The following is a 21,720-nucleotide window of genomic DNA, read 5'->3' on the forward strand; positions in this document are numbered from 1 at the left end:
TACGAGCCAATCCCACGTCACAGCCCGCGGAGTCCCACCACGGGGTGCGGATCAACGGCACCTCGTGCCATGTCCGGCGGTGAGCACGGACATTCCGGGTCAGTCAGCCCTCCCGCCCGGCAACAACCTCCAAGCCGACGGCGAGGAACTGCTCCGAGCCCCGTACGCCGACCGACCCGCCCGGCTTGAGCGGCTGTCCACGGAACATGACCTCGCAGCCCCGTGGACGCTGTGCCCGCAGACGACCGGCATAGCCACGGCCCAGAAGTGACTGCCCCCCTGGACCGACGTGCCCGGCGTCGACGGGCTCGTCATCCGCGGCAGCGCCCAGCGGTACCTGATCGGGGCCAGGGCGCTGTGTACAAGGTCAGGTGCCCAGGACACCACCGACGCAGTCATCGGCGCGATCACCGGAAGCCTGGCGCAGCCCCGGACGCTCGTGGGCGGAAAAAGGAACACAACGCATCGCACCGTACGGTCCGCGCCCGCGTCGAGCACGTCTTCGCCCGCATGAAGGAACACACCAGCCATCTCGGACCGTCCAGGAGACGCGCCCTGGTCACGGCTGCTGCTTCGTGCGACCGGCGGAAGCCTGCCCCGTGTCCGCGCCGGAGCTGACGTGCCGCAGGGTTTCCTGGGGGCCGTGCCAGTCCAGGCACATCACGGTGGCATCATCTGCGAGCCGACCCCCCGCGGCGTCACGGACTGCGGACGTCAGCGTCAGCGCCGCCTCCCGCGGGTGCAGATCCCGGGTGTGCTTCAGCATGGCGAGCAGGTCGACCGCCTCCCCGTGACGTTCGAGCATGCCGTCGGTCACCATGAGCAGACGGTCACCGGGGCGCAGATCGAGGTCCTGAACACGGTAGGGGTGGGGCACGGACACGAGGAGCCCGAAGGGATGGTCCACTTCGCAGGTGATCACTTCTGCAGTCCCTTCGCGCATGCGCAGTGGCCAGGGGTGACCGGCGTTGACGAGCTGGGCGCGACCGGTGTGGAGGTTGATGCGCAGCAGTTGCCCGGTGGCGTGACCGTGTCCGTGATCGACCAGGGCCTGGTCGGCCCGGTGGGCCTGCTCGGCCAGGCCGGCCCCTGCACGACGGGCGCCGCGCAGGGCGCCTACCAGCACCGTGGCGGCGAGGGCGGAATGGATGTCGTGGCCCATGGGGTCGGTCACCGACACGTGCAGGGTGTCGCGGTCCAGCGCGTAGTCGAATGTGTCACCGCTGAGGTCTTCGGAGGGTTCCAGGCTCCCGCACAAAGTGAACTGCGCGGCTTCGCACGACAGTGACGGGGGAAGCAACTGGTACTGGATTTCAGCTGCCAGCGTGGGGGGCCTGGAGCGTTTGCCCCAGGTGTAGAGGTCGGTGAAGCGTCCGTTGGCGATCACGACGTAGGCCAGGACGTGGGCGGTTTCACCGACCTCGTCAAGGACGTTGTCGCCTGGGTCGGCGGGCAGGAACAGCTCCAGCAGTCCGATGGCGTCCCCCCGGTTGGTCACGGGCACGATCACCCGCTGTCCCTGGCCGGTCCCCTCCTGATACAGCCGCTGGGTACGGATCACCTGCTCGTAGACGGTGCCGACCAGGGGGATCCGCTCCGCTTCCAGGCCGCCCTGCACACCGACGGCAGTGACCAGCCGCGCCACCGCCTTCCCCGTCAGGTCCACGATGAGGAATGACACCTTCGTGGCCCCGAAACGCCGCCACAGGTCCTCAGCGACCACCGCGACGGCCTCCACCGGCGCCGCCCTCTCCGCTGCTGTCAACAGCCGGGGAAGTCCGCTCTGCCCACCGCTCACGCCCACGGCCCCTTCCGCCGACCCCTTCTCCAGCTTGGGAACCGTCCCAGCAGGCGTCAATCTCTGCGCGATCACGGCGATGGGCCGGCTGCACGTACATGTAGCTGAGTCGGCCCCGCATCCGCCCTGGAACCGCCGCCGTCCGGTCGCACGAGGCCTTGACGTGCCCACCCCCATCGCCAGGCTCGGCCCCAGTCCGCCTCCCGGCCTATGTCTCATGAGACACGGCAAAGTCTGGAGAACGACGGCTACCGCGCGCTCGTCTTCACCCCCTGGCCGGCACCCGGCCCCGTCCTGCTCCAGCCCCGCCGCGGCAGCCTCATGCAGGCCCGCTTCCCCGACCTGATGCAGGCCGCCGAGCAGCAGCTGCCCGACGGCCTGTTCCTCGACGGCGAGCTAATCGTGTGGGCCGGCGACGACCACGACGGGCGCAGCGCGGTGACGAAGTACAGGGCGCACCTGCTCGACGTCGTCGGTGTACTGGCGCAGCTGGGGGCCGGCAGTGTCACCGGGGATCGGTTCGCCGACGCCGGGGTCGCCGGAGACGACGACCAAGGCGCGGTCCGGGGCGTGGATGTCCGCCTTGCTGGGGAAGGTTGCCGGCCGTGAGGCCTGTCTCAGCGAAGGCCGACCGCGAGCGACGCGTTGCGCCCCACCCCTATCCATGAGGGTGAGATGCCGTGTCAATGCACCGGGGTGCGTTCACCTGGCCATAAGGCTGACCAGGGCAGTAGCCCACACACCGGACGGGTCGACATGGCGGAGGAGCTGTGCGCGACGTTGAAGACCAACAAGGGCGGAATCGTGTCCGGCTGCTGCCGGACCTCGCCCCCGAGACCGTCAAGAACTTCACGGAACTCGCCACGGCCGAACGGCAGTGGACCGACCCGAACACCGGCCAGCCGAGCAACGCACCGCTGTACGACGGCACGATCTTCCACCGGTCATCGGGGGCTTCATGATCCAGGGCGGGGACCCGCTGGGCATCGGCACGGGAGGGCCCGGCTACAAGTTCGCCGACGAGATCCACCCGGACCTGGCCTTCACCGGGCCTTATCTGGTGGCCATGGCCAACGCCGGGCCCGGCACCAACGGCTCCCAGTTCTTCATCACCCTCGGAGTGACGACCTGGCTCACCGGCAAGCACACCAACTTCGGCGAGGTCACGGACGCCGCCAGCCAGAAGGTCGTCGACGCCATCGGCACCACCCAGACCGACCGCCGCACCGACCGGCCCCTGCAGGACGTCGTGATCGAGAAGGTCGTCATCGAAACCCGCTGACACCCAGCCAGCGACACACCCCCGCTCCTTGAGGCCGGCGGTCATCCGTGGCGCCGCTACACCCAGGCAGGGGTGGCGGCCTGCATGGCTCCTGCCGAGCTGCCACCGACCACGCCCGGAACCCCAGCACCAAGCAGGGCGGGGGCCAGTAGCACCAGGCCCGCCCCCGCCCTGCACCCGGTCGGGGCACCTACTTCCCGAAGTCAGCCCCTCCTCGGGTTCGCGGCTCCGGCTCAGCTGCCGTAGTTGATGTGCTTCTCGTTGATGAAACTGCCGTTGGCCAGCTCGGAGAAGTACCGGTAGCTGGAGGCGATCGGGATGCCCGTGTGGAAGCAGCTCTCGCCGAAGTCATTGTTCGAGCAGCTGAACCAGCCCTCGATGACCTTGCCCGTCAGCTGAAGGCACTGCCCACGCCTCACACTGTTGCCGTAGTTGTACAGCCGGTAGCCGGTCGGGTGGCTCCCGTAGGCGTAGAGAGCCGAATCCCGGCTGGCGCTGTTCTCGCAGGCCGCGGCCGTCTCCTGCGCGGGGGGCAGCAGCCGCGCTGCCCGCCGTCAGCGGCGCGCCGGCACCCAGCACCGCGGCGGCGATCGTGGCCACACCGAGGGACCTCAGACGGTTGGTGAACACGCGTACTCCTTCGAGTCGGTCGGTTCCGTGGTGCCCGGGCAACAGGGGGACCAGCCCGGTCGCACCCGCCCCTGTGTTCCCCGGCCACCGACGGCCGCTATCGCACTCCCACTCGAATGCAGAACCCGTGATCACTCGGGCAGAGGGGCACACAACAGCGGTCACGGCGCACTCCCCTTCCACACATCCGCTCATGCACCCCCGCGACCGCGCGCGGCCCCGACAACACGTGAGCCGGACTCGCACCGTCCCAGGGCTCTCTGAGTCGCGAAGCCGCCCAGCGAAGTGCCGACGTGCTCGGACCGGGGCTTCACCGGCGGCTGCGAGTGAACACTCTCCGATGAAGGGCGTAACACTCCGTGACTCTATGATCACTCCGTACTCGGCGTCAGCCGCCTGCGGGCGGCCGACGCCCGTAGATCGGAGAACGGAGAACCGACATGACTGCACGAGGCTTCACCGGCGAGGGGCGGGATCGCCGCGGCTTCCTGAAGGGTGCGGCAGCCACGCTCCTCGCGGCCGGCAGCGCTGTACTGCTCTCCGGTACGGCGCGGGCAGCGCAGCCCCGGACAGGCAGGACCGCGCCGCCCTCCCTTCCCCTGCCGCCGCTCGGCACGGACATCGCGTGCAGCATGTACGCCGCCAACGTGCCCCTGAAGCTGAACGTCCTGGGAGCCCTCACCCTCGACTTCAAGGGCGGCATCAACATGACGGTCAGAAGCTCGGGGCCGGACGGCGTCGTTTTCGAGGTCGAGGGGTTCAGGGTGGAAGCGGACACAAGCCCGTCAACCCCGGACAGCGGCACGCTCATCGCCATGACAATGGCGAACGCCACCCAGACGCCGCTCAGCGTCCTGCAGCCGAGCCCAGGCGGCGAGGAACTGGAAATGCTCATCCACCTGCCCCTCACCCTTGAGGTGATCGACAAGGCCAACGCGGAGACACTCAGCATGCTGTCCACGGACCCCACGAAGCACGCGACCCTGCGGGCCACCGACGTCAAGCAATTCCCCCCGGTCAACCAGCTGTACACACTGCAGGAGCCCGTCACGTTCTACGAACAGGGCGGGAGTGAAGCGCAGGAGTCCCCAGTGCTCGGCACACTGTATGCCTTCGACGTCATCACCAACGGGGCAGCCTGACTGCCCGAAACACAGGACAAAGCACCCGGCAGCCCGCACCCGGCCCCCGTAAGGGGACAACCGGCCCATCCCAGTGTGGCGACAACGCTGCTCCTTGGGCGTTTGGCGCATGCTGGTGCCCAACGCGTTCACCACGGAGGTCCTCCCCAAGACCCACCGCGACTCGAAGCAGGGGGCCGACCAGATCGCACCGCACCTGGCGAACCATCTCCCGTCGGTCACTTCGCCGAACGTCGGATACAGCTTCGCAGGCCCCGCCACCGTCCATCTCCACCCCGCGCCGACCGGAACGACCACCTGCGCTGGACCTCCAGCGGCGGACGGCGCCGCTTCTCGTATGCCGCGAGCCGCCGTCGACAACCAGGCGCGCGATCGCAGCCGGGCGATAGGACATGCGGCGCCGGTTCAGGCCGTGCGGACAGGCCCGGCGTCAGCCGGGTCTGCGTGTCACGAGGCGCAGGTGGACCGGTGGGCTGGGCAGGGCTTCGGGCTGCAAGGCGCGCACCCAGCCGTGGGCGTGCACGGTCTCGGTCTCCCACTCCTCGAAGGGCTGGGGCAACGCCGTCGGGTCACGGTCGGGGTCGCGATACCACTGGATGAACGCGCGGGCGGCGGGACGGCGGGCGTCGCACGCAGGGCAGAGTTGCACCCCAGACTCCGCTCTTCAGCGGGCCGTGCCAGTGCAGCAGCAGTGCCGCAGCGGGAACACGGCCGGGCCGGCTGTTCGTCTTCGTCCCGCACGGGACGGAGCCGGGCGAGTTGTCCATCGGGAACGCTGTCGAGGCTGCCATCGAGGTTGCCGTTTCGGAGTGCTGGATGAGCCGTTCGTAGTCGCGCGCGTGTCGGCGGGCGTGCATGACTCCCCGCGCGTGCAGGGATGGACCCGCGGTGCCGATCGCGCTGGTGAGGGCCCCCACCCCTGGCCCCCATGCGGCGGACGCCCGTGCGCGCCTCGGAGGGCCGACCCGCGGGCCTTGGTACGACGGCGGTCTCGACTACGCGAAGGAGTCGCCGTGTCCCAGTCGTACCGGAACGGCAGGACGGAAGCCCAGCAGCGGACACTGGCCGAGGCGAGCGCGCTGCTCGTCGAAGCCCGCCGCAGGTCGGCGGAGCTGGTACGCGCCTCGGGCGCGGAGCTGTCCCCCGAGGAACGCGACTGGGCCGGCCGCCCCTGCATGGCCGAACTGGACCCGCCGCCGACCCCGCACTCCTGCGGCTGCGGCGACTACGGCGGCTCGGGCGGCGAGGAACCCTGCCTGAACACCTGGACCGACTTCACCGGCCCCGACTTCGGCACCGGCTCGCCCATCAGGACCTGCGAGCACACCGAATCGGAACACGCCGTGATCTGAGCCGAGCACACAGGAGGATGACTATGTCCGATTCCACGCGGAACGACAGGACCAACGAGCAGTCCCGGATGCTGGCCGAGGCCGCCGCGCTGCTCGTCGAGGCACAGGACAAGGCCGTGGCGATGATCCACGAGGCGGGGGTGGAGCTGAGCCCCCAGGAGCGGCACTCGCTCGAATTCCGCTGCTTCGGGGAGCTCCCTCCCCCGCCGACCCCGCACTGGTGCCGCTGCCGCCGCTACAGGGGCTCGGGCGGCGACGATCCCTGCCGGACGGAGTTCCCCGACCACGGCGGTGTGGGCGGAGACCAGTTCGCGCGATGCGGGCATCTCAAGGAGGCGCACGGCGTCTTCTGAGCCGCCTGACTGCCCTGGCCCACCGGAAGGCGGACGCCCGGGCTTCGGGGAGGGCTTGACGCTCGCGTCGGTGACCGGGGGGCGCGCCGCCGGTGAAGTCGGTGAGGGAGCGCCCCTGTTCGACGCGACCGGGGTGCGGCTCGCCGGCGACCCGACTGGTCAGTTCGGCGAACGGGAGCGGGAGGTCGGAGGCGAGCAGGACCGCGTTGCCGAAGCGGCGGCCGCGCAGGACGGTCGGGTCGGCGGTCAGCGCCAGTTCGGGGAAGACCGCGGGGGCGGTGGCGATCTGGCCACGCAGTTGGGCGAGCGGCGGGCCGTCGGCGAGGTTTGCCGCGCAGAAGCCGCCGGGCTTCAGCACCCGGCGGGCCTCAAGGACACGAGGGATTGCTCAACCTGAGGTGATGCGAGGGCGGCACGTGCACGGCCAGCAGACGGCGCAGTCCGCGCAGCTCGTGCAGAACCGGCGCAGGACAGCCGGGCAGTCGCAGATCGGGTTGTAGTGGGGGACGTCGTCCCCGGGGTAGTACGTCTCGCCGAACGGCGGCTCGGTCCACGCGTAGACGGTGCCGTCGGCGAGCAGCTCCTCGAAGTGCCGGCCGACGGCGCTGTATGCCAGCCGGCGACGGCCTCCGGCTCCTGGTCGTAGTTCACGCTGGGCCCTTTGCGGGGTCGGCCGGCCCCGCGGCGCGGGTGAGGAGCGTGGCGAGGTCGGCGGTGGTCTCAGGTTCGGTGGCGGCGAGCCGGGCCGCGAACGTCAGCTCGCCGGGCGCGGCGGCCGGGGCCAGGCGGGCGAGCGCGGACAGCAGCGCGGCGTGCGCGAGGACGGGCTGCGGCACGAGGCCCGCGGCGGCCTCGCGCCTGGCCGGGTCCCGGCGTACCAGGGAGCGGCACGGCGAGCCGTGCCGCACGAAACCTACCGACGATTGCAGAATCGTTGCAGGCATGACGGCACGAGCGCAGGAGCCGGCAATGAGCGACCAACGCACGCACTCCGCGATCACCGGCGATGGCGTCACCATCGTCGGGACCGTGCACGGTCAGGGCCGGCCTCTGGCGTTCCTGCACGGGATGATCGGTGACGGCGACCTCGATTGGAACCCGCTGCTGCAACACCTGAGCGGCCGGTTCACCTGCCACCTACTGAGCCTGCGGGGTCGCGGTCTCAGCGGCGATCACGATGACCTCACTCCCGGTCGGCTCGTCGAGGACGTCCTTACCTATGCCGACAGCATCGGAGAACCGATCGGGCTGGCGGGGTGGTCCTACGGAGCCCACCTGGCGCTTGCCGTGGCGGCGCAGTCTGACGCGGTGGATGCGGTGGCCTGCCTTGAGCCTGGGGTATTGAGCCTGATGGACGAGCGGGAGCAGGCGGTGCTCGGCGCTGCCGTCGCCCGGACGGGCGAGCTGGCCGCTGAGGGACGGCTGGCCGACGCTGCTCGCGCCTTCGCCGGTTGGCCCTTCACCGGTGAAGAGATCACCCTGGCCGAGCGGGCCGGCTACTTCGAAGCCGCAGGGCGTTACGTCCCGAACCTGCTCAACCTCCTCCAGCAGTCGACGCAGTACGAGGATCCCACCGCTGATGATCCGGCCGTGCTCGGCGCGATCTCCGCCCCGGTGGTGGTGCTGCACGGCTCGCACACCAGCCCTTTCCTCATCGCCAGTGCGCAGTACGTGGCGGACCACGTTCCCAACGCGCGTGTGCACCAGATCCCCGGCGCGGGACATGCCGCCCTCCTGACTCACCCCGAGGCGCTCGCCGCGCCACTCATCCAGTTCTTCGCGCAACCCCAGCAGTCGGCCTGACCCTGTTCGCTGCAACCGCCGGTGCCTCCGGCCCGCAGCCCTCACATGTGAGGCGACGAGCGCCTCTGGTCGAATTCAGGGCTCTGTCCGCAGTTCCGTAAAGGCCATCAGTTTGGCCATAGCCGGACTGGCCGTGCGGATCCAGCGGTGGGGCGGCCCCGCGGCCAGGGTGCCGGTGCCAGCCGGAGAGGCTGCGCGTGGGCGTGGCGTCCGGTGCGCAGGGGATGCGGTTGCCCTGGCCCCGGCAGTCATGCCGACGCTGGCCGTACGGGCGTTGTCAGTGCAGTGCGCCACGATCGCCTCAAACCTCGGCGCGGGTAACGGCGAGGGCGTCGTCCCAGTGTCCCGGGTCGCTGGTTCCCAGGAGGACTTTCGAGACACCGGGGCAGGACGCCACGGCCGCGATGCAGGCGGCGGCGATCTGCGCGGCGGGGCGGATGAGTTCGCCGATCTCGGGAGTGGCCAGGTGCGGCAGCTCACCACCGTGCAGGGGTCGGAAGCGTGGACGTCCCAGCCGAGTTCGTTCGCGGCGGCGATCGGGCCGGTGGAGTTCAGGGCCCTCCCGTACTCCTGCGCAACGACACCCTGGTCAAGAACTACGACTACGACACCCGGAAGAAGAAACCCACGGCCTTCTACGCCCTGCTCGAAGCCGGGGTGGCCGTCCTCATCGACGCATACGGCCTGCCGGTGGTCCAGTGTCGCTGCGGCAACCCGCTGCGGGGCTTCGACAAGTCGCGGGACGACGTGGAGGTTGATTTCGGCACTGCCAGGGAGAGGGACAGGGACGGCAAGGGCCGTCAGCGGCGTGATCATGCCGCTGTACCTGGTCGCCCACGTCATCGGCAATCTGAGGAGCTTGTCGCTTCAGGCGGGCTTCCTGGGGTGACGGGGCGAACGGATGCCGGTGCCGATGCCGGCAATATTCGTGGTCCAGCCGAGGGAAGCCGAAGGGCAGCGGGATGGCTTTGGTCTTTCAGTGCTCGTCGTCACTTGCGGCCCTGTCGTCGCTGGCGCATCCGCGGGTTAAGCGACGCCCTTCTTGTCGTTGATCCGGAAGGTGATGACGTCGACTTCGTCGGTTCCCGCCAGGTCTGGGTAGTGGCCCTTGAGGGCTTCCCGGAGTTCGGCTGCGGTCGCCAGTCCCTCAGCTTGGGCGTCCTGGTCGGTGAGTTCGCTGACCAGGCACTGCCTGATACCGGTCACCTCTGCCGACAGAACGACCTCGGGGTCGCTCTCAAACACCAGCCGCGCCGGGCCGAGCTGCGCCGGGTCCCGGAAGCGGGTGGTCTTGGACTTGGCGCCGGAACGGACGACTTCGAGGTAGCGGGGGTTGAACCGGATGATCGGGGGACCGGCCGTCTCGGGGTCTTGGTAGAGCGATGGGTCGAGAACGTTCATGCCCGACTCCGGGGTCCATTGCTGAGCCAGCAGCATCAGGTCGGCAGCGAGCACGGACCTGAGCCCCGCGGGGGTGGGCACGATGACGCGCATGGTGGGGTAGTAGTCCAGGAAGACCTGCCGATCGCGCCCGCATGGGCCGATGACCCCGCGCCCGTGGTTTCCCACGGCGACGATGCAGCGCATCTGGCGGGCGCCCTGGGCTCGCGCGGCGCCCAGAGCCACGAGTTCGGCGCAGGGTCCGCCGGTGAAGTGGTAGAGGTTCACGCCGGCGAACATCCGGTAATCGGCTGCCATGACCGCGGCGCCCATCGTGTGGATCCCATCTTCGTCGGGCCCGGCGTCTGTATGCGCGTCTATGGTCCGGCGTGCCAGTTCCACGAGCTCACGCTCATCATCGTCGAGAGCTCGTGCAGATGACGGGACGTACACCTTTGCGACCTTCCCTTCCTTCAGTAGCCGCCCAAGAGCATTCCACGCCACGCAGGCGGGCTCCACAGGGTTTCGGCTTACTACGCCCCTTCGCCGCAGCCGCCTGACGATCCCATCGAAGCCGTTCGGTTCGGCGTCCAGCGGCGCTCAGCTAGTCGAGGGCAACCTTTTTGCCTCATGCGGTCACTGGACCATGAACCATTGACTCGATCTTCCGGACGGACGGCTATGACGACAGCGAGGCAGGCCGCGAGGCAGCGCAGGCATAGACGCAGGCTCATGCTGCGCGGCACGTTGGCAGTGACCGCCGCGGGCGTGCTCGCCTACCTTGTCGTGGGGTTGCTCCCCGACCGGAAGGAGGAGACAGGACCTGCCACCGCGGCGCGCGTCGAGACCACCAGGTGACGGGCGCTGCCACCCCGCAGCCGGAGGCGGACACCCCGACCCGGCGAGGGGCGCCCGGCGCCACCGCTGTACGGATCACCAACGAATGTCCCTGCCCTGCGCACCCGGGCAACTCGACCTCAGCCAGGAGGCGTTCGTCAAGCTCACCGATCTCGAGGTCGGCAGGATACCGATCACCTGGCGGCTGTTGAGCCCCGCCACCTCCGAGACGATCTCCATCAGATACAAGACCGGGTCCAGCGCCTACTGGTGCGGCAACCAGGTGATCGGCCACCGGAACCCGATCACTCACCTGGAGGTCAAGACCGGCGTGGCCTGGCGGCAGTTGCCCCGCGCCGAGTAAAACTACTTCCTTTCCGCGGACGGCGGCGGGTGCGGCAACTCGCTCCGGATCACGGACATCTACGGAGAACGACTGACCATCACCCGGATCAAGTTGCGACCGGACGTCGTTCAATCGGCCAGGGTTCAGTTCGCCCGCCACTGACCCCGCCAGGCGACGGTCTCGGCGGCAGCAGCTCATGCAGCTGGTCCCAGACGCCGGCCTCGTTCCAGGCCGCCAGGCGCCGCCAGGCGCCTCCAGCCGGTCATGCCCGAGCCGAAGCCCAGCTGCTGGGGCACCTACTCCCCCTGGGTGCCGACGTGCAGGACGAACGGGATGCCGCCCAGGGCCTGCCGGTCGGGCACTCGCGGTCGCCCTTCCACCTGCTTCGGCGGTGGCTCGGGCAGCAAGCCGGCAAGGGCAGATCTGCCTTGTTCACGAGAACCGGCTCTGACACAACTTCCGTGAAGTCATATCGGCTCTCGGTGTCCCAAGGCCGGCAGTCCTGGTCGACCGGCAGGTCAGCGGATCGTCCAGAGGACGGCGCGAGCCCGGGCGGCGTGTTTTCACGGAAGGTGTGCAAGGACCCGAGAACCGACAGTAGATGTTCACCACCTCGGGAGGCGCGACGGGCAGCGGTCGTTCGATTTTCTGCCGAGATGTCCAGGTACGGAGTGCCGCTGAGATTGATCTTGGTCTGATCTACCACAGCTGCCTGGATCGGCAGCGTGTGTGGGGGCGGGGGCGGGGGTTCGACAGAAGAACTCGCGCGCCGGGCAGCAGATTCTGGAGGTCCGCGCGAAATCCCCTTGCTGAATGGTCAAGAATCGTTGACCATTGCTCGCATGCCTACCGATGATCTTCCCGAGACGTTTCACGTCACCACGGACGAGCAGCTCCGCGCAGTCTCCAATCTCACGCGCCACCGGATCATGGCCGTGCTCCGCTTCGAGCCGGCGACGATCACGCAGATCGCCGAGCGGGTGGGCCTTGCGAAGGGAAGTTCCAGCTATCACGTGCGGCTGCTGGAGCGGGCCGGCCTGGTGAAGGTGGTACGGACGCGGAAGGTGCGGGGTGTCACCGAGCGGTACTACGCGATGGCCGCACGGTCGATCGTGCTGCCGGATCCGGGCGAGGGAGGGCCGGATGTGCTGATGCGGCATGCGGTGGCGGACCTGGAGGCGTCGCCGGTGGACGGCGAGCGGCACGTACGGATGGCTCATCTGCGGCTCACCGAGGAGCAGTTCGCGGAGCTGGGGGCGCGGCTGGAGGCACTCGCGGACGAGTACCGGGAGCTGTCCGATCCGTCGCTGCCGGACGCGTCACTCGTCTTCGCACTGTTTCACCCGGCACCGCGCGAGCAGGCAGAAGGGGATGCCAAGTGACCTCAGACGTCCGGAAGTTGCCGACCGGGTTCGGACGGCTGTGGACCGCGCAGACGGTGTCCTCGCTCGGTGACGGGGTGTCGCATGCCGCGCTGCCGCTGATCGCGTTGACGTTGACGAGGGATCCGATGGGCCTCGCCGTCGTCACGGCCGCCGGGACGCTGCCGTGGCTGCTCTTCGGGGTGCTCGGCGGTGCGCTCGTGGACCGCTGGGACCGCCGGCGCACGATGTGGCTCATGGACGCGGCGCGTGCCGTGCTGCTCGCGATACCGGCGGCGGCGGCCGCGCTCGACGGCCTGAGCATTCCGCTGCTCGCGGCCGTCGCCTTCCTGCTCGGCCTCGGCGGACTCTTCTTCGACACGGCCGCCACGGCCTATCTGCCGGATCTGCTCGGCCGCGACCCCGCACTCCTGGAGCGAGCCAACTCCCGCTTGCGCGGAGCCCAGACCGCCATGTCCGGCTTCGCGGGGCCGCCTGCGGGCAGCGCGCTGCTCGCGCTCGGGCGGGCGGTTCCGCTGCTCGCCGACGCGGTGTCGTATCTGCTCTCCGCGCTGCTCGTACGGTCGCTTCCCGCCATGCCCCTGCCCGTACCAGAGATCCGCGAGTCGCTGCTTCGGCAGGCGCGGGCCGGGGCCTCGTACGTCTTCCGGGACCGGTTGCTGCTCGGGCTCGCGCTCCGCCCGGCGGTCGGGAACGTCGCCTTCCTCGCCGTGGAGACCGTCCTCGCCCTCTTCGCGCACGACCGCCTCGGCATCGACACCTACGGCTTCGGCCTGCTCCTCACGGCGGAGGCCACCGGCGGCCTGCTCGGTGCAGGCATCGCCTCCTACCTTGGCCGACGACTCGGCACCGGCACCGCACTGACCTGCACAGCCGCCGTCGAAGGGCTCGCCATCCTGGGCCTTGCCGCTGCCCCGAACCCGTACGTGGCCGGGCTGGCGCTCGCCGTCTGCGGGGCCGGCATGGGCGCCACGATGGTGCTCGGGCCCTCCCTCCGGCAGGCGATCGTCCCAGCCCACCTCATGGGCCGCGTCGCCTCCACCTCCCGCATGCTGGCCATGTGCGCCGCCCCCATCGGGGCCTTCCTCGGCGGCTGGCTGGCCACCACCTACGACATCCGCACCCCGCTCTACGCCGCCGCCGTCCTCCTCCTGGCGATGACGGCCGTCACGGCATCCATGACCAACAACCGCCGGGTCGAAGCGGCGCTGCGTGCCGCCACCCCGGCCGGCGGTCCGGACCACCCGGCATCCAAGGATCCCGCCCAGAAGAGTGCATCTGACGCGTTGTGACGCTCTCAGTGATCAGGTCCAACTGCTCGCTCCACAGCCGCAACACCCCATCGAGCATCCGCGAGGCCTTCGCCAAGCAAGGCCGGGCAGGTCGCGAGACAGTCCCGGTCCGTCGCCCGCCGCGGCACTGACTAGCTTCACCTGCATCAACACCGGCCGGCGTCGCCGGACGGTTCAACGGCACCTTGTCCGGCTTCGGCCCAGACGGAACGCCGAGATATCGTCCGCCCGCTCCACCGCTCCCATCGTCCACGTCGGCAGCCGGCGCAGCCGCTCCAACTCCGAGAACCGCCGCCCCTGCGGCACCCCGAGCAACGCCACCAGATCCGCTGACAGCGACACGTCCGCCCGCCGCACGGCACCCGCCACCGACGCGGACAGCCGGTTCTGCGCCACCTGGCACACCGATACGACCTGCTTTTGCCAGCGCGCTCACGCCCGGCAGCAGCACCCGGTGTCGACGCAGCCAAGTTGGCGACCGCTTACCTCAGGGCGGTTCCCGTCACAGTCGACGTCGATGGGGGCGTGGATCTTACGTTCAACCTGAAAACATCTGACGGGCATCGTCCCTCCCAAGCCGCTTCAGCCGGAAGGTTCTCCCGAAACGTCCCGGGTACCGACTTCACCTCGAAGTCGGCGAACTCGAGCGGTGCCGCAGCGCACGAATCCGTACGTCAGCTACCGCACCGCTCCCAGCGTCGCGCGCGCCGGTTACTTCCAGTTGTGCGCCGTGAACGGGCCGGCGTTCTCGAGGTAGCCGAGCAGGCCTGCGTTCGGGTACTCGATGATGTCGTCGGGGAGTTCGTGCACGGTGAACCAGGTGAGTGCCAGGCACTTGTCCGGTTCCCTGTTGATGGGGTGCCCTTGCCAGTGGAGGGCTTCGAAGAAGAAGCCGATCCGCTCCACGTTGTCGTCTTGGCGGTGGTGGACGATGTGAACGAGCCGCAGATCGTTCGGGTCGACGGTGATCCCGGTTTCCTCGAACAGCTCGCGGGCTGGGCGGGACCTGACGCTAGTGGTACAGCGGGGACGGCGGCCGCAACCTCACAGCGGCGGTAGCCCGGGGCGTCATCACAGAAGGTGAGCCAGAATCTGAGAAACGACAGCACCAGCTCAGGGGTGCTGCTGCCGGCCGGCGTCTCCGGCGGTTGAGAGGTAGCCGCTCAGTTCGCGTGGAAGTCGCGGAGGGGACAGGTCGCGATGTCGCTCGCCGGCATCAGGACGCATGAGGTCGCTGGAGTCCCTGGAGGAGGAGAGCGATCAGGCGTCGGGGGTCGTAGCGGGGGTCGTTGTCGCGACCGATACAGAGGTTGCCGATGCCGCGCATCAGCTCGTACGGCTGTGTGCCGGGCCTGATGTCGCCGGCCTCGACCGCAGCATCAAGCAGTTGGGCACAGACGGGCAGCAGGCGGTCGAGGAAGTAGGCGTGCAGCGCGGCGAAGCGGTCGTTGTCGGACTGCAGGGCGTCGGCGAGCCCGTGCTTGGTGACCAGGAAGTCGACGAAGAGGTCGATCCACTGGCGCAGTGCTTCGAGTGGAGAGTCGGCACAGGCCAGCAGGTTCGGGCCAGCCTCGGCGCATGCCTCGATCTGGTGGTGGTAGACGGCTGTGACGAGATCCGCCCGGGTCGGGAAGTGGCGGTAGATCGTGGCCATCCCGACGCCCGCCCGTGCCGCGATCTGGCGGATCGGCGCGTCGACGCCGGAGGTGACGAACACCTCGGCGGCGGCAGTGAGCACGGTCTGCCGGTTGCGCTGGGCGTCGGCCCGCTTACCTCGGGACGGCGAATCCCCTGCCGGGCTCTCGGTGGCCATCACGCATTCCTTCCACACCGATTGACAAAACGGAGCATCGCTCCGGATAGTAAATGGAGCGGCGTTCCGCTTCAGGCTAGCCGAAACGGAACGCACCTGACCGCCATGTCGCCCGCCGGTCGCAGGAGACCGGCGGGCGACATGCGCCACCGAAAGGGAACCCACATCGTGAGTACATCCACCGCCACCGGCACCGACGCCTTGGGCGCGCCCGTCCCGGTCCTGTCCTTCAGCCCCGTAGTCCTCTCCGTGGCCGGACGTCCCGTGGACCTCCAGGTGCGCGTCTCTGCACCCCTGACCGGAACCGGCCTCCCCGTCATCCTCCTCTCCCACGGTCACGGCCCCTCGAACAACCTCTCCTCGCTCAACGGCTACGCGCCGCTCGCCAACTTCTGGGCCGCTCACGGATTCGCCGTCGTTCAGCCCACCCACCTCACCTCCCGGACACTGAGCCACCTGGTCGCCGACGCACCCGGCGCACCCGACTTCTGGCGCTCCCGCGCCGAGGACATGACCCACATCCTCGATCGGCTCGACGTCATAGAGCGCACCGTGCCGCAGCTCGCGGGGCGGATCGACCCCACCAAGGTCGCCGTCGTCGGACACTCGCTCGGCGGCTTCACCGCCGCCCTCCTGCTGGGAGCCGGGCTCAACGACCCCGACACCGGCAGCGTGGTGCACCTCGTCGATCCCCGGATCAAGACAGGCGTACTGCTCGCCGCGCCCGGCAGAGGTGGCGAAGTCCTCAACGGGCCCATGGCCGAGCAGTGGCCGATCATCGGGGCCGTCGACTTCTCCACCATGACCGCGCCCGCACTGGTCGTCGCCGGCGACAAGGACGATTCCCGCCACTTCACAGACATGGGGCCGGACTGGCACGCCGACCCCTACACCCTCGCCCCTGGCCCCAAGACCCTGCTCACCCTGTTCGACGCGGAGCACGGACTTGGCGGGATCGCCGGATACGACGCCGCCGAGACCACGGACGAGAACCCCGGGCGAGTCGCCGCCCTGGCCCGGCTCACCGCGGCCTACCTCAGCACCCAGCTCCACCCCGGCACCCCTACGTGGCCGAACGAATGCGAGGCACTGACGACCGGCCCCGCCCCAATGGGACGAGTCGAATCCAAGTAAGCCTCCCACCCCGTAGTCAGCCTGCCGGGCGAGGCGGAAAGGCGCACGGGGACAGTCAGCGGTCTCGTACTCGACGACGGTGTCTGGACAGCCGTCCGCCACGGTCTGACGTGCCTCGGCACCCAGGACCCTCCGCCGCAATCGGCTGCCTCCGCGCTGCCCAAAGTCCTGCACCGTTCGAATCGCAGCAGACCGCGCACACTGCTCAAACTGGTGAACAACTGCTGCCGGTACTCTCGTGAACAGAGCCACCTGGCCGCCGCGTGCTCGCCGGGCCTGTCTGCGGAAGTTGTTGCTGCTGTGGCTGATGGACACCGTCAACATCCTCACCACGTACTTGTCCGCCCCGGCCGCGCCGCCGCTGCCCGAGCAGGGCCTGGCGCTCGTCGACCGGGCGGTCGACGTGTTCCGCATGGCCGAGCGGACAAGCGCGGAACTCGCCGCGGGCACGGACACGCGCACCGTGTGGCCCCTCCGACGAGGGCGCACACCTGACCCGCCAACTGATCGACCTCTCTGAAGAGGTGGTCCCCGGCACGTTCTTCGACCCGATCGTCTCCGCACTCCTCCGCTACCTGATCGGCCACACCTGCGCCGACTGGCTCGAGGTCCCCCGCACCGCCTGGGACAGCGTGGTCAAGGCCGCCCCGCCCTGCTCGGCGTACTGGAGACCATCGAGGACCGTTCCCCGCTCGGCTCCTGGGCCCTGGACCGGCTCGGGCACCTCACCGCCATCTTCGAGCTGTCCTCCCTCACCCGCGGCCGCGTGATGCCCTACGCCATTCCGGAGGAGCTGAAAAAGGACTACGGCGTCACCGGGACTGTGCCCGCACCCACAGGTGGACACCGCCGGCCCAGACGCTCACATCCTCACCTCGACGGCACGCGAGCCGGTCGGCGAGGCCGCGGGCGCTGAAGATCGGCGAGACCGCGGGCGCTGAAGAAGCGCTGTCCGGTCGATCCGGTCAGGGCCCCGGTCGGAGCAATGTGGTTCCACCACCGAGGCACGCGGCCCGTCGAAGCCGCTCACTCAACAGCCCTTCTGTCACAGCGGCTTCGGCGTGCGCTGCCGTTGGCGCTCGCCCTGGGGTCCGAACATGATCAGGTACTCGACCGGTCCGCTGGGGCTGGAGTTCGCCACTCCGTGCGGGGTGCGGGTGTCGAACTCGGCGACGTCCCCGGGGAGGAGGATGAGGTCCTGGTCTCCGAGCGCCAGCCACAGGCGGCCGTGCAGGACGCACAGCCACTCGTAGCCGTCGTGGGAGACCTGGCGGGGCCGCGCGGGCGAGTTCTCGAGGGCGGGCAGGACGTGCTTGTGGGCGTGCAGGCCGCCGACGTACGGGGTCAGCGGGAGCACCGCCTTGCCGTCGCGCAAGCGCAGCGGGGCCGTGGCGCGGGACTCGACGGCGGGGGCAGGTGCTGTGCCGGCCAGTTCGTCCAGGGAGACGCCGTACTCCTTCGACAGCTGCAGCAGCACCTCCAGGGTGGGCCTGCGCCGGCCGGTCTCCATCCGGGACAGCGTGCTGGTCGAGATGCCGGTCGCACGGCTGACACCGGCGAGCGTCGCGCCGTGGCGCTCGCGCGCGGCCCGCAACCTGGGCCCCATCGCGGCCAGGGTGCCGTCCACGTCGTCGACTGCCACCTTGCACGCTCCCTTCTTGCCATGCCGCTCCACCGCTTCGTCCTGCAAGGTTGCCAGGCCGGCAACACGGATCGCGTCCAGCGGGTGCGTCGCCGCATGATCGACGGGTATCCGCGTCGCCGCGCACCGAGGAGAAGCCCATGCAGCCCGAGCCGACCGCCGAGCTCCGCCACCGCACCGTCGAGGCCCCGGCCGGACGCCTGCACCTAGTCGAGCAGGGCAGTGGCCCGTTGGTCCTGCTCGTGCACGGCTTCCCCGAGTCCTGGTACTCCTGGCGCCGTCAGCTCCCGGCCCTCGCCGCGGCCGGCTACCGGGCGGTCGCGATCGACGTGCGTGGTTACGGGCGCTCCTCCAAGCCGGAGGCGACCGACGCTTACCGGATGCTCGACCTGGTGGAGGACAACGTCGCCGCCGTACGCGCCCTCGGCGAGGACAGCGCGGTGGTCGTCGGCCACGACTGGGGATCCAACATCGCCGCCGCCTCCGCTCTGCTCCACCCCGAGGTCTTCCGCGCCGTCGGCCTGCTGAGCGTCCCCTACGCGCCCCCCGGCGGCCCGCGCCCCACCGACGTCTTCCGCCGGATCGGCGGCCCGGAGCAGGAGTTCTACGTGTCCTACTTCCAGGAGCCCGGCCGCGCCGAGGCGGAGATCGAGCCTGACGTGCGGGGCTGGCTCGCGGGGTTCTACGCGGCCCTGTCCGCCGACACCATGCCCGCCCATGGCGAGCCCGACCCGCACTTCGTCTCCCGCGGCGGAGGCCGGCTGCGCGACCGCTTCCCCACGGGGGTGCTCCCGGCCTGGCTGAGCGAGGACGACCTCGACGTCTACGCCGGGGAGTTCGAGCGCACAGGGATCACCGGCGCACTCAACCGCTACCGCAACATGGACCGCGACTGGGAAGACCTCGCCCCGCACCGCGGAGCCCCGATCAAGCAGCCGTCCCTGTTCGTCGGCGGCGCCCTGGACGCCTCCACCACCTGGATGTCCGACGCCATCGACGCCTACCCCACCACCCTCCCAGGCCTGTCGGCCTGCCACCTCCTGGACGGCTGCGGCCACTGGATCCAGCAGGAGCGCCCCGACGAGGTCAACCGCCTGCTGACCGACTGGCTCGCCACCCTCCAGGTCGGCACCGGGCAGTCCAGGCGCAGCAGTCCGCGCACTGGCGCGGTGCCCGAGGCGTGAGCGGCGCTGGTGTTGTGATGGGCGGAGCGCGGGTCGGCTGGTCGGAGATGGAGCACCGTATGGACTCCTCAACCTCCTCCGGGAGTTCGGCTCGCGGCAGGACCAGGCGGGACGGTCGGCGGACGGGAGGTCGGCAGGCGGGCGGTCAGGGGGCGGGCGGTCAGCGGGCGGGCGGCAGGCACGGGCAGCGAATCGCCCGACGGTCTCCAGCCGAGTCCGCTCGCGCCAATTCCCTTGTGTTGCGCAGGGTTTCGTCCTGCCACGACCTGCTCACGAGCGACGTTAAGGTGACCCGGTGACCGACGCGAGCATGGACAGAGTGCACCGTTTCCGGGCCGAGGCGGCATCCCGGGGTCTGCCGTCGGAGGAGGTGGAGCAGTGGATACGTGTCGCCCGTCCGGCGGTGTACCTGGCGGAGGGCGGTGACGGTCCCGTCGTGGCGCGGGTCGGCGGCGATCCTGTGCTGCCGCTCGGCGCGCCGACGCCGTCCGATCCCTTCGTGGCCTCCGTCGACCTGGCGGCTCTCCCGCCGGGCGTCACCGGCCTCCCGCTCCCCGCCGACGGCCATCTGCTCCTCTTCTCCGGCACCGATGTGCACGGCATCGGAGGACAGATGTCCGACGCGGTGCTGTACGTCCCCGCCGGGACCCCCGCGAGCCCGCGCCCCCTCGCACACAGCCGGCGCGAGCCGTACCGGCCGCGTGAGCTCCGCACGGTCTGGCACCAGCCGAGCGCGCAGATGCCGGAGAGCTTCGCCCTCGACAGATGGGGCGACTTCCCCGAGGACGAGCAGTTCGAACTCGCCGACGAACTCGCCGACGCCTGGGCGCACGGGGGCGGCTACCGCCCTCCCTGGACCTTGCAGATCGGCGGCCACCCGGTCTCGCCCCAGAACGACCCCGTCCACTACGCCCGTGCTCCCCAGGAGGCCGGCGCCTCCGAGCAGGGCGGTGCGGCCCACGCGGAGGGCGCCGACGACTGGGTTCTCCTGGCCACCTGGAGGTGCGGCGACGACGTCACGGAGCTGGACTCCGGTGTGGCTCACTGGGTGGTCCGCCGCGAGGACGTGGCCGCCCGGCGCTTCGACCGGGTCCACCGCTACGTCGAGATGGCGTGACCGCGCGGGGCGGGGGCGGCGGGCTCCACGGCGCTCACCGAACCGCCGTCCCGCCACGCCCACCCGGTCCTTGGTGTCACCGTGACGATCGGTCCGCCCGGAACCCATCGTCTCCCCCAGCCTCCGGCCCATCCTGGCGGTGGAGCGCCGAGGGATACGGTCGTACACCCGCGGGCGCTGCTGCGCGTCCCTGGGGGGCCTGGGCCTCGGCCGCGGCTGTAGGCAGGCGGGCAGGCGGACAGGTCCACGGTCGCCGGAATCGCGACGCCCATCCGGCGCCGGAACCGCGAAGCTCGCCCCCAGCGGGCTCAGCGGAGCAGCAGGTCGCGAATCGCCTCCGTGATCTCGTCGGGCGCCTCCTCGGCCATGAAGTGCCCCGCGCCGGTCAGCCGGTGGTCCAGGTCCGGCGCCCACGCGCGCCAGACCGCGGCGGCGTCGTAGCCCAGTCGCGCGCCCCAGTCCTGCTGGACGACCGTCACGGGCATGGCCAGCTGGGAACCGGCGTCCTGGTCCGCCTGGTCATGTGTGATGTCGATGCCCGCTGAGGCCCGGTAGTCCGCGACGATCGACGGCACGGCTGCGGCGCTCGCCCGCAGGTACGCGGACCGGACCGGTTCCGGTATGGCGGCCGGGTCCCTGGCCCAGGTGTCCAGGAAGGAGCCGAAGAAGGCGTCGGCGCTGTTGGCGATCATCGTCTCGGGCAGCCCCGGCGGCTGTGCCATGAGAAACAGGTGGTAGCCGACCGCCGCCGGGACACCGTGCAGGACGTTCCACATGTCCAAGGTCGGTACGACGTCGAGGACGCCCAGGTGCGTCAGCGTCTCGGGATGGTCCAGTCCGGCCCGGAAGGCGACCAGGGCGCCTCGGTCGTGGCCGACCAGGGCGAAGCGCTCATGGCCGAGGGCCGCCGCCAGGGCGACGACGTCAGCGGCCATGGTGCGCTTGGAGTACACCTCAGGGCCGGTGGCCGCCGGCTTGTCGCTGGCACCGTAGCCGCGCAGGTCGGGACAGATCACCGTGTGCTCGCCGGCGAGCCGCTCGGCGACGTGCCGCCACATCAGGTGGGTCTGGGGGAAGCCGTGCAGCAGCACGACCGGGCTGCCGCTGCCGCCGACGGCGGCAGCCAGCTCCACTCCGTCGGCGCCGGGCAGACGGACGTGGCCGAAGCCGGGGATGGTGGGAGTCATGAAAGGCCCCTTCCTGGGGTCGGGAGACCGGCGAAAGCCTTGCTCC

23 protein-coding genes and 6 pseudogenes are annotated in these 21,720 nt (G+C 70.1%); 17 read left to right on the forward strand and 12 right to left on the reverse strand.

The window, feature by feature from the left end:
• Positions 1-79: 79 nt before the first annotated feature.
• Together ACIQ6Y_RS19315 and ACIQ6Y_RS19320 are read left to right on the forward strand one after the other, a co-directional pair.
• A complete protein-coding gene (locus ACIQ6Y_RS19315; RefSeq protein WP_404040169.1) occupies positions 80-271 on the forward strand; it encodes a hypothetical protein in 192 nt (63 codons plus the stop codon).
• A 125-nt stretch (positions 272-396) separates the two neighbouring features.
• Positions 397-516, forward strand: a pseudogene (locus tag ACIQ6Y_RS19320) (IS5/IS1182 family transposase); the annotation flags it as partial.
• Positions 517-559: 43 nt separating this feature from the next.
• On the opposite strand, the gene ACIQ6Y_RS19325 reads toward ACIQ6Y_RS19320, so the two are convergent.
• On the reverse strand, positions 560-1,798 hold the full coding sequence (locus ACIQ6Y_RS19325; protein ID WP_404040171.1) for a PP2C family protein-serine/threonine phosphatase: 1,239 nt from the start codon (positions 1,796-1,798) through the stop codon (positions 560-562).
• 210 nt (positions 1,799-2,008) lie between these two features.
• On the opposite strand from ACIQ6Y_RS19325, the gene ACIQ6Y_RS19330 reads away from it, so the two are divergent.
• Together ACIQ6Y_RS19330 and ACIQ6Y_RS19335 are read left to right on the forward strand one after the other, a co-directional pair.
• Entirely contained in the window at positions 2,009-2,407 is a 399-nt protein-coding gene (locus ACIQ6Y_RS19330; RefSeq protein WP_404040173.1) for a hypothetical protein, read from the forward strand.
• A 147-nt stretch (positions 2,408-2,554) separates the two neighbouring features.
• Positions 2,555-3,080: pseudogene (locus tag ACIQ6Y_RS19335) on the forward strand (peptidylprolyl isomerase).
• A 233-nt stretch (positions 3,081-3,313) separates the two neighbouring features.
• On the opposite strand, the gene ACIQ6Y_RS19340 reads toward ACIQ6Y_RS19335, so the two are convergent.
• Positions 3,314-3,499 carry a hypothetical protein gene (locus ACIQ6Y_RS19340; protein WP_404040175.1) on the reverse strand — a complete coding sequence of 62 codons (186 nt, stop codon included), beginning with the start codon at positions 3,497-3,499 and terminating at the stop codon, positions 3,314-3,316.
• A 651-nt stretch (positions 3,500-4,150) separates the two neighbouring features.
• Between ACIQ6Y_RS19340 and ACIQ6Y_RS19345 the strand changes: the two genes are divergently transcribed.
• The gene (locus tag ACIQ6Y_RS19345; protein WP_404040178.1) at positions 4,151-4,852 is read left to right on the forward strand and encodes a twin-arginine translocation signal domain-containing protein; all 702 of its coding nucleotides are present in this window, start codon (positions 4,151-4,153) and stop codon (positions 4,850-4,852) included.
• 430 nt (positions 4,853-5,282) lie between these two features.
• On the opposite strand, the gene ACIQ6Y_RS19350 is transcribed toward ACIQ6Y_RS19345, so the two are convergent.
• Entirely contained in the window at positions 5,283-5,501 is a 219-nt protein-coding gene (locus ACIQ6Y_RS19350) for a DUF6300 family protein (RefSeq protein ID WP_404040181.1), read from the reverse strand.
• Between the two features lie 364 nt (positions 5,502-5,865).
• Here ACIQ6Y_RS19350 and ACIQ6Y_RS19355 point away from each other — a divergent pair, with 364 nt between their 5' ends.
• Together ACIQ6Y_RS19355 and ACIQ6Y_RS19360 are read left to right on the forward strand one after the other, a co-directional pair.
• The gene (locus tag ACIQ6Y_RS19355; RefSeq protein WP_404040184.1) at positions 5,866-6,204 is read left to right on the forward strand and encodes a DUF6422 family protein; all 339 of its coding nucleotides are present in this window, start codon (positions 5,866-5,868) and stop codon (positions 6,202-6,204) included.
• A 23-nt stretch (positions 6,205-6,227) separates the two neighbouring features.
• Positions 6,228-6,557 carry a DUF6422 family protein gene (locus ACIQ6Y_RS19360; protein ID WP_404040187.1) on the forward strand — a complete coding sequence of 110 codons (330 nt, stop codon included), beginning with the start codon at positions 6,228-6,230 and terminating at the stop codon, positions 6,555-6,557.
• A gap of 24 nt (positions 6,558-6,581) precedes the next feature.
• Here the strand turns inward: ACIQ6Y_RS19360 and ACIQ6Y_RS19365 are convergent.
• Positions 6,582-6,927 (reverse strand): annotated as a pseudogene (locus ACIQ6Y_RS19365) (spermine synthase); the annotation flags it as partial.
• Between the two features lie 277 nt (positions 6,928-7,204).
• Entirely contained in the window at positions 7,205-7,501 is a 297-nt protein-coding gene (locus ACIQ6Y_RS19370) for a hypothetical protein (RefSeq protein ID WP_404040190.1), read from the reverse strand.
• Positions 7,502-7,526: 25 nt separating this feature from the next.
• Between ACIQ6Y_RS19370 and ACIQ6Y_RS19375 the strand changes: the two genes are divergently transcribed.
• Both ACIQ6Y_RS19375 and ACIQ6Y_RS19380 read left to right on the forward strand, forming a co-directional pair.
• Complete coding sequence (locus ACIQ6Y_RS19375) at positions 7,527-8,360, forward strand: alpha/beta fold hydrolase (RefSeq protein ID WP_404040193.1); 834 nt, start codon at positions 7,527-7,529, stop codon at positions 8,358-8,360.
• Between the two features lie 501 nt (positions 8,361-8,861).
• Positions 8,862-9,092, forward strand: a pseudogene (locus ACIQ6Y_RS19380) (DUF6777 domain-containing protein); the annotation flags it as partial.
• A 294-nt stretch (positions 9,093-9,386) separates the two neighbouring features.
• Here the strand turns inward: ACIQ6Y_RS19380 and ACIQ6Y_RS19385 are convergent.
• Complete coding sequence (locus ACIQ6Y_RS19385) at positions 9,387-10,142, reverse strand: ASCH domain-containing protein (RefSeq protein WP_404040195.1); 756 nt, start codon at positions 10,140-10,142, stop codon at positions 9,387-9,389.
• 541 nt (positions 10,143-10,683) lie between these two features.
• Between ACIQ6Y_RS19385 and ACIQ6Y_RS19390 the strand changes: the two genes are divergently transcribed.
• A complete protein-coding gene (locus ACIQ6Y_RS19390; protein ID WP_404040198.1) occupies positions 10,684-10,941 on the forward strand; it encodes a hypothetical protein in 258 nt (85 codons plus the stop codon).
• A 169-nt stretch (positions 10,942-11,110) separates the two neighbouring features.
• Here ACIQ6Y_RS19390 and ACIQ6Y_RS19395 read toward each other — a convergent pair.
• Positions 11,111-11,330 (reverse strand): annotated as a pseudogene (locus ACIQ6Y_RS19395) (transposase); the annotation flags it as partial.
• A 435-nt stretch (positions 11,331-11,765) separates the two neighbouring features.
• On the opposite strand from ACIQ6Y_RS19395, the gene ACIQ6Y_RS19400 reads away from it, so the two are divergent.
• Together ACIQ6Y_RS19400 and ACIQ6Y_RS19405 are read left to right on the forward strand one after the other, a co-directional pair.
• Positions 11,766-12,305, forward strand: a complete 540-nt coding sequence (locus tag ACIQ6Y_RS19400; RefSeq protein ID WP_404040201.1) for an ArsR/SmtB family transcription factor — start codon at positions 11,766-11,768, stop codon at positions 12,303-12,305.
• Entirely contained in the window at positions 12,302-13,597 is a 1,296-nt protein-coding gene (locus ACIQ6Y_RS19405; RefSeq protein ID WP_404040204.1) for an MFS transporter, read from the forward strand. The genes ACIQ6Y_RS19400 and ACIQ6Y_RS19405 overlap by 4 nt, the downstream gene beginning before the upstream one ends.
• Before the next feature lie 174 nt (positions 13,598-13,771).
• Here ACIQ6Y_RS19405 and ACIQ6Y_RS19410 read toward each other — a convergent pair whose 3' ends face one another.
• From ACIQ6Y_RS19410 to ACIQ6Y_RS19420, 3 genes are all read right to left on the reverse strand, one after another.
• Complete coding sequence (locus ACIQ6Y_RS19410) at positions 13,772-13,993, reverse strand: hypothetical protein (RefSeq protein ID WP_404040207.1); 222 nt, start codon at positions 13,991-13,993, stop codon at positions 13,772-13,774.
• Between the two features lie 315 nt (positions 13,994-14,308).
• Positions 14,309-14,584, reverse strand: a complete 276-nt coding sequence (locus ACIQ6Y_RS19415; RefSeq protein ID WP_404041515.1) for an NUDIX domain-containing protein — start codon at positions 14,582-14,584, stop codon at positions 14,309-14,311.
• A 229-nt stretch (positions 14,585-14,813) separates the two neighbouring features.
• Positions 14,814-15,410, reverse strand: coding sequence for a TetR/AcrR family transcriptional regulator (locus ACIQ6Y_RS19420; RefSeq protein ID WP_404040210.1), 597 nt, complete (start codon positions 15,408-15,410; stop codon positions 14,814-14,816).
• 168 nt (positions 15,411-15,578) lie between these two features.
• Here ACIQ6Y_RS19420 and ACIQ6Y_RS19425 point away from each other — a divergent pair, with 168 nt between their 5' ends.
• The 3 genes and pseudogenes from ACIQ6Y_RS19425 to ACIQ6Y_RS19435 all read left to right on the forward strand — a co-directional run.
• Positions 15,579-16,544, forward strand: a complete 966-nt coding sequence (locus tag ACIQ6Y_RS19425; RefSeq protein ID WP_404040213.1) for an alpha/beta hydrolase family protein — start codon at positions 15,579-15,581, stop codon at positions 16,542-16,544.
• Positions 16,545-16,782: 238 nt separating this feature from the next.
• On the forward strand, positions 16,783-17,064 hold the full coding sequence (locus ACIQ6Y_RS19430) for a hypothetical protein (protein WP_404040215.1): 282 nt from the start codon (positions 16,783-16,785) through the stop codon (positions 17,062-17,064).
• A pseudogene (locus tag ACIQ6Y_RS19435) lies at positions 17,012-17,411 on the forward strand (DUF2236 domain-containing protein); the annotation flags it as partial. The gene ACIQ6Y_RS19430 and the pseudogene ACIQ6Y_RS19435, both read left to right, overlap by 53 nt.
• 178 nt (positions 17,412-17,589) lie before the next feature.
• Here ACIQ6Y_RS19435 and ACIQ6Y_RS19440 read toward each other — a convergent pair.
• On the reverse strand, positions 17,590-18,186 hold the full coding sequence (locus ACIQ6Y_RS19440) for a helix-turn-helix domain-containing protein (RefSeq protein ID WP_404040217.1): 597 nt from the start codon (positions 18,184-18,186) through the stop codon (positions 17,590-17,592).
• A 140-nt stretch (positions 18,187-18,326) separates the two neighbouring features.
• Between ACIQ6Y_RS19440 and ACIQ6Y_RS19445 the strand changes: the two genes are divergently transcribed.
• Both ACIQ6Y_RS19445 and ACIQ6Y_RS19450 read left to right on the forward strand, forming a co-directional pair.
• A complete protein-coding gene (locus tag ACIQ6Y_RS19445) occupies positions 18,327-19,370 on the forward strand; it encodes an alpha/beta fold hydrolase (protein ID WP_404040220.1) in 1,044 nt (347 codons plus the stop codon).
• A 295-nt stretch (positions 19,371-19,665) separates the two neighbouring features.
• Positions 19,666-20,487, forward strand: a complete 822-nt coding sequence (locus ACIQ6Y_RS19450) for a DUF1963 domain-containing protein (RefSeq protein ID WP_404040222.1) — start codon at positions 19,666-19,668, stop codon at positions 20,485-20,487.
• A 308-nt stretch (positions 20,488-20,795) separates the two neighbouring features.
• On the opposite strand, the gene ACIQ6Y_RS19455 is transcribed toward ACIQ6Y_RS19450, so the two are convergent.
• Positions 20,796-21,674, reverse strand: a complete 879-nt coding sequence (locus ACIQ6Y_RS19455) for an alpha/beta fold hydrolase (RefSeq protein ID WP_404040225.1) — start codon at positions 21,672-21,674, stop codon at positions 20,796-20,798.
• Positions 21,675-21,720 lie beyond the last annotated feature (46 nt).

This window comes from Streptomyces sp. NPDC096205 (assembly GCF_044763135.1).
Classification (GTDB): Bacteria; Actinomycetota; Actinomycetes; order Streptomycetales; family Streptomycetaceae; genus Streptomyces.

Bases quoted from the DNA above. Each gene is read 5' to 3' on its own strand.
- ACIQ6Y_RS19390 (WP_404040198.1), top strand. From the start codon at position 10,684: ATGTCCCTGCCCTGCGCACCCGGGCAACTCGACCTCAGCCAGGAGGCG.
- ACIQ6Y_RS19370 (WP_404040190.1), bottom strand. From the start codon at position 7,501: ATGCCTGCAACGATTCTGCAATCGTCGGTAGGTTTCGTGCGGCACGGC.
- ACIQ6Y_RS19400 (WP_404040201.1), top strand. From the start codon at position 11,766: ATGCCTACCGATGATCTTCCCGAGACGTTTCACGTCACCACGGACGAG.
- ACIQ6Y_RS19420 (WP_404040210.1), bottom strand. From the start codon at position 15,410: ATGGCCACCGAGAGCCCGGCAGGGGATTCGCCGTCCCGAGGTAAGCGG.
- ACIQ6Y_RS19360 (WP_404040187.1), top strand. From the start codon at position 6,228: ATGTCCGATTCCACGCGGAACGACAGGACCAACGAGCAGTCCCGGATG.
- ACIQ6Y_RS19330 (WP_404040173.1), top strand. From the start codon at position 2,009: ATGTCTCATGAGACACGGCAAAGTCTGGAGAACGACGGCTACCGCGCG.
- ACIQ6Y_RS19455 (WP_404040225.1), bottom strand. From the start codon at position 21,674: ATGACTCCCACCATCCCCGGCTTCGGCCACGTCCGTCTGCCCGGCGCC.
- ACIQ6Y_RS19445 (WP_404040220.1), top strand. From the start codon at position 18,327: ATGCAGCCCGAGCCGACCGCCGAGCTCCGCCACCGCACCGTCGAGGCC.
- ACIQ6Y_RS19345 (WP_404040178.1), top strand. From the start codon at position 4,151: ATGACTGCACGAGGCTTCACCGGCGAGGGGCGGGATCGCCGCGGCTTC.
- ACIQ6Y_RS19375 (WP_404040193.1), top strand. From the start codon at position 7,527: ATGAGCGACCAACGCACGCACTCCGCGATCACCGGCGATGGCGTCACC.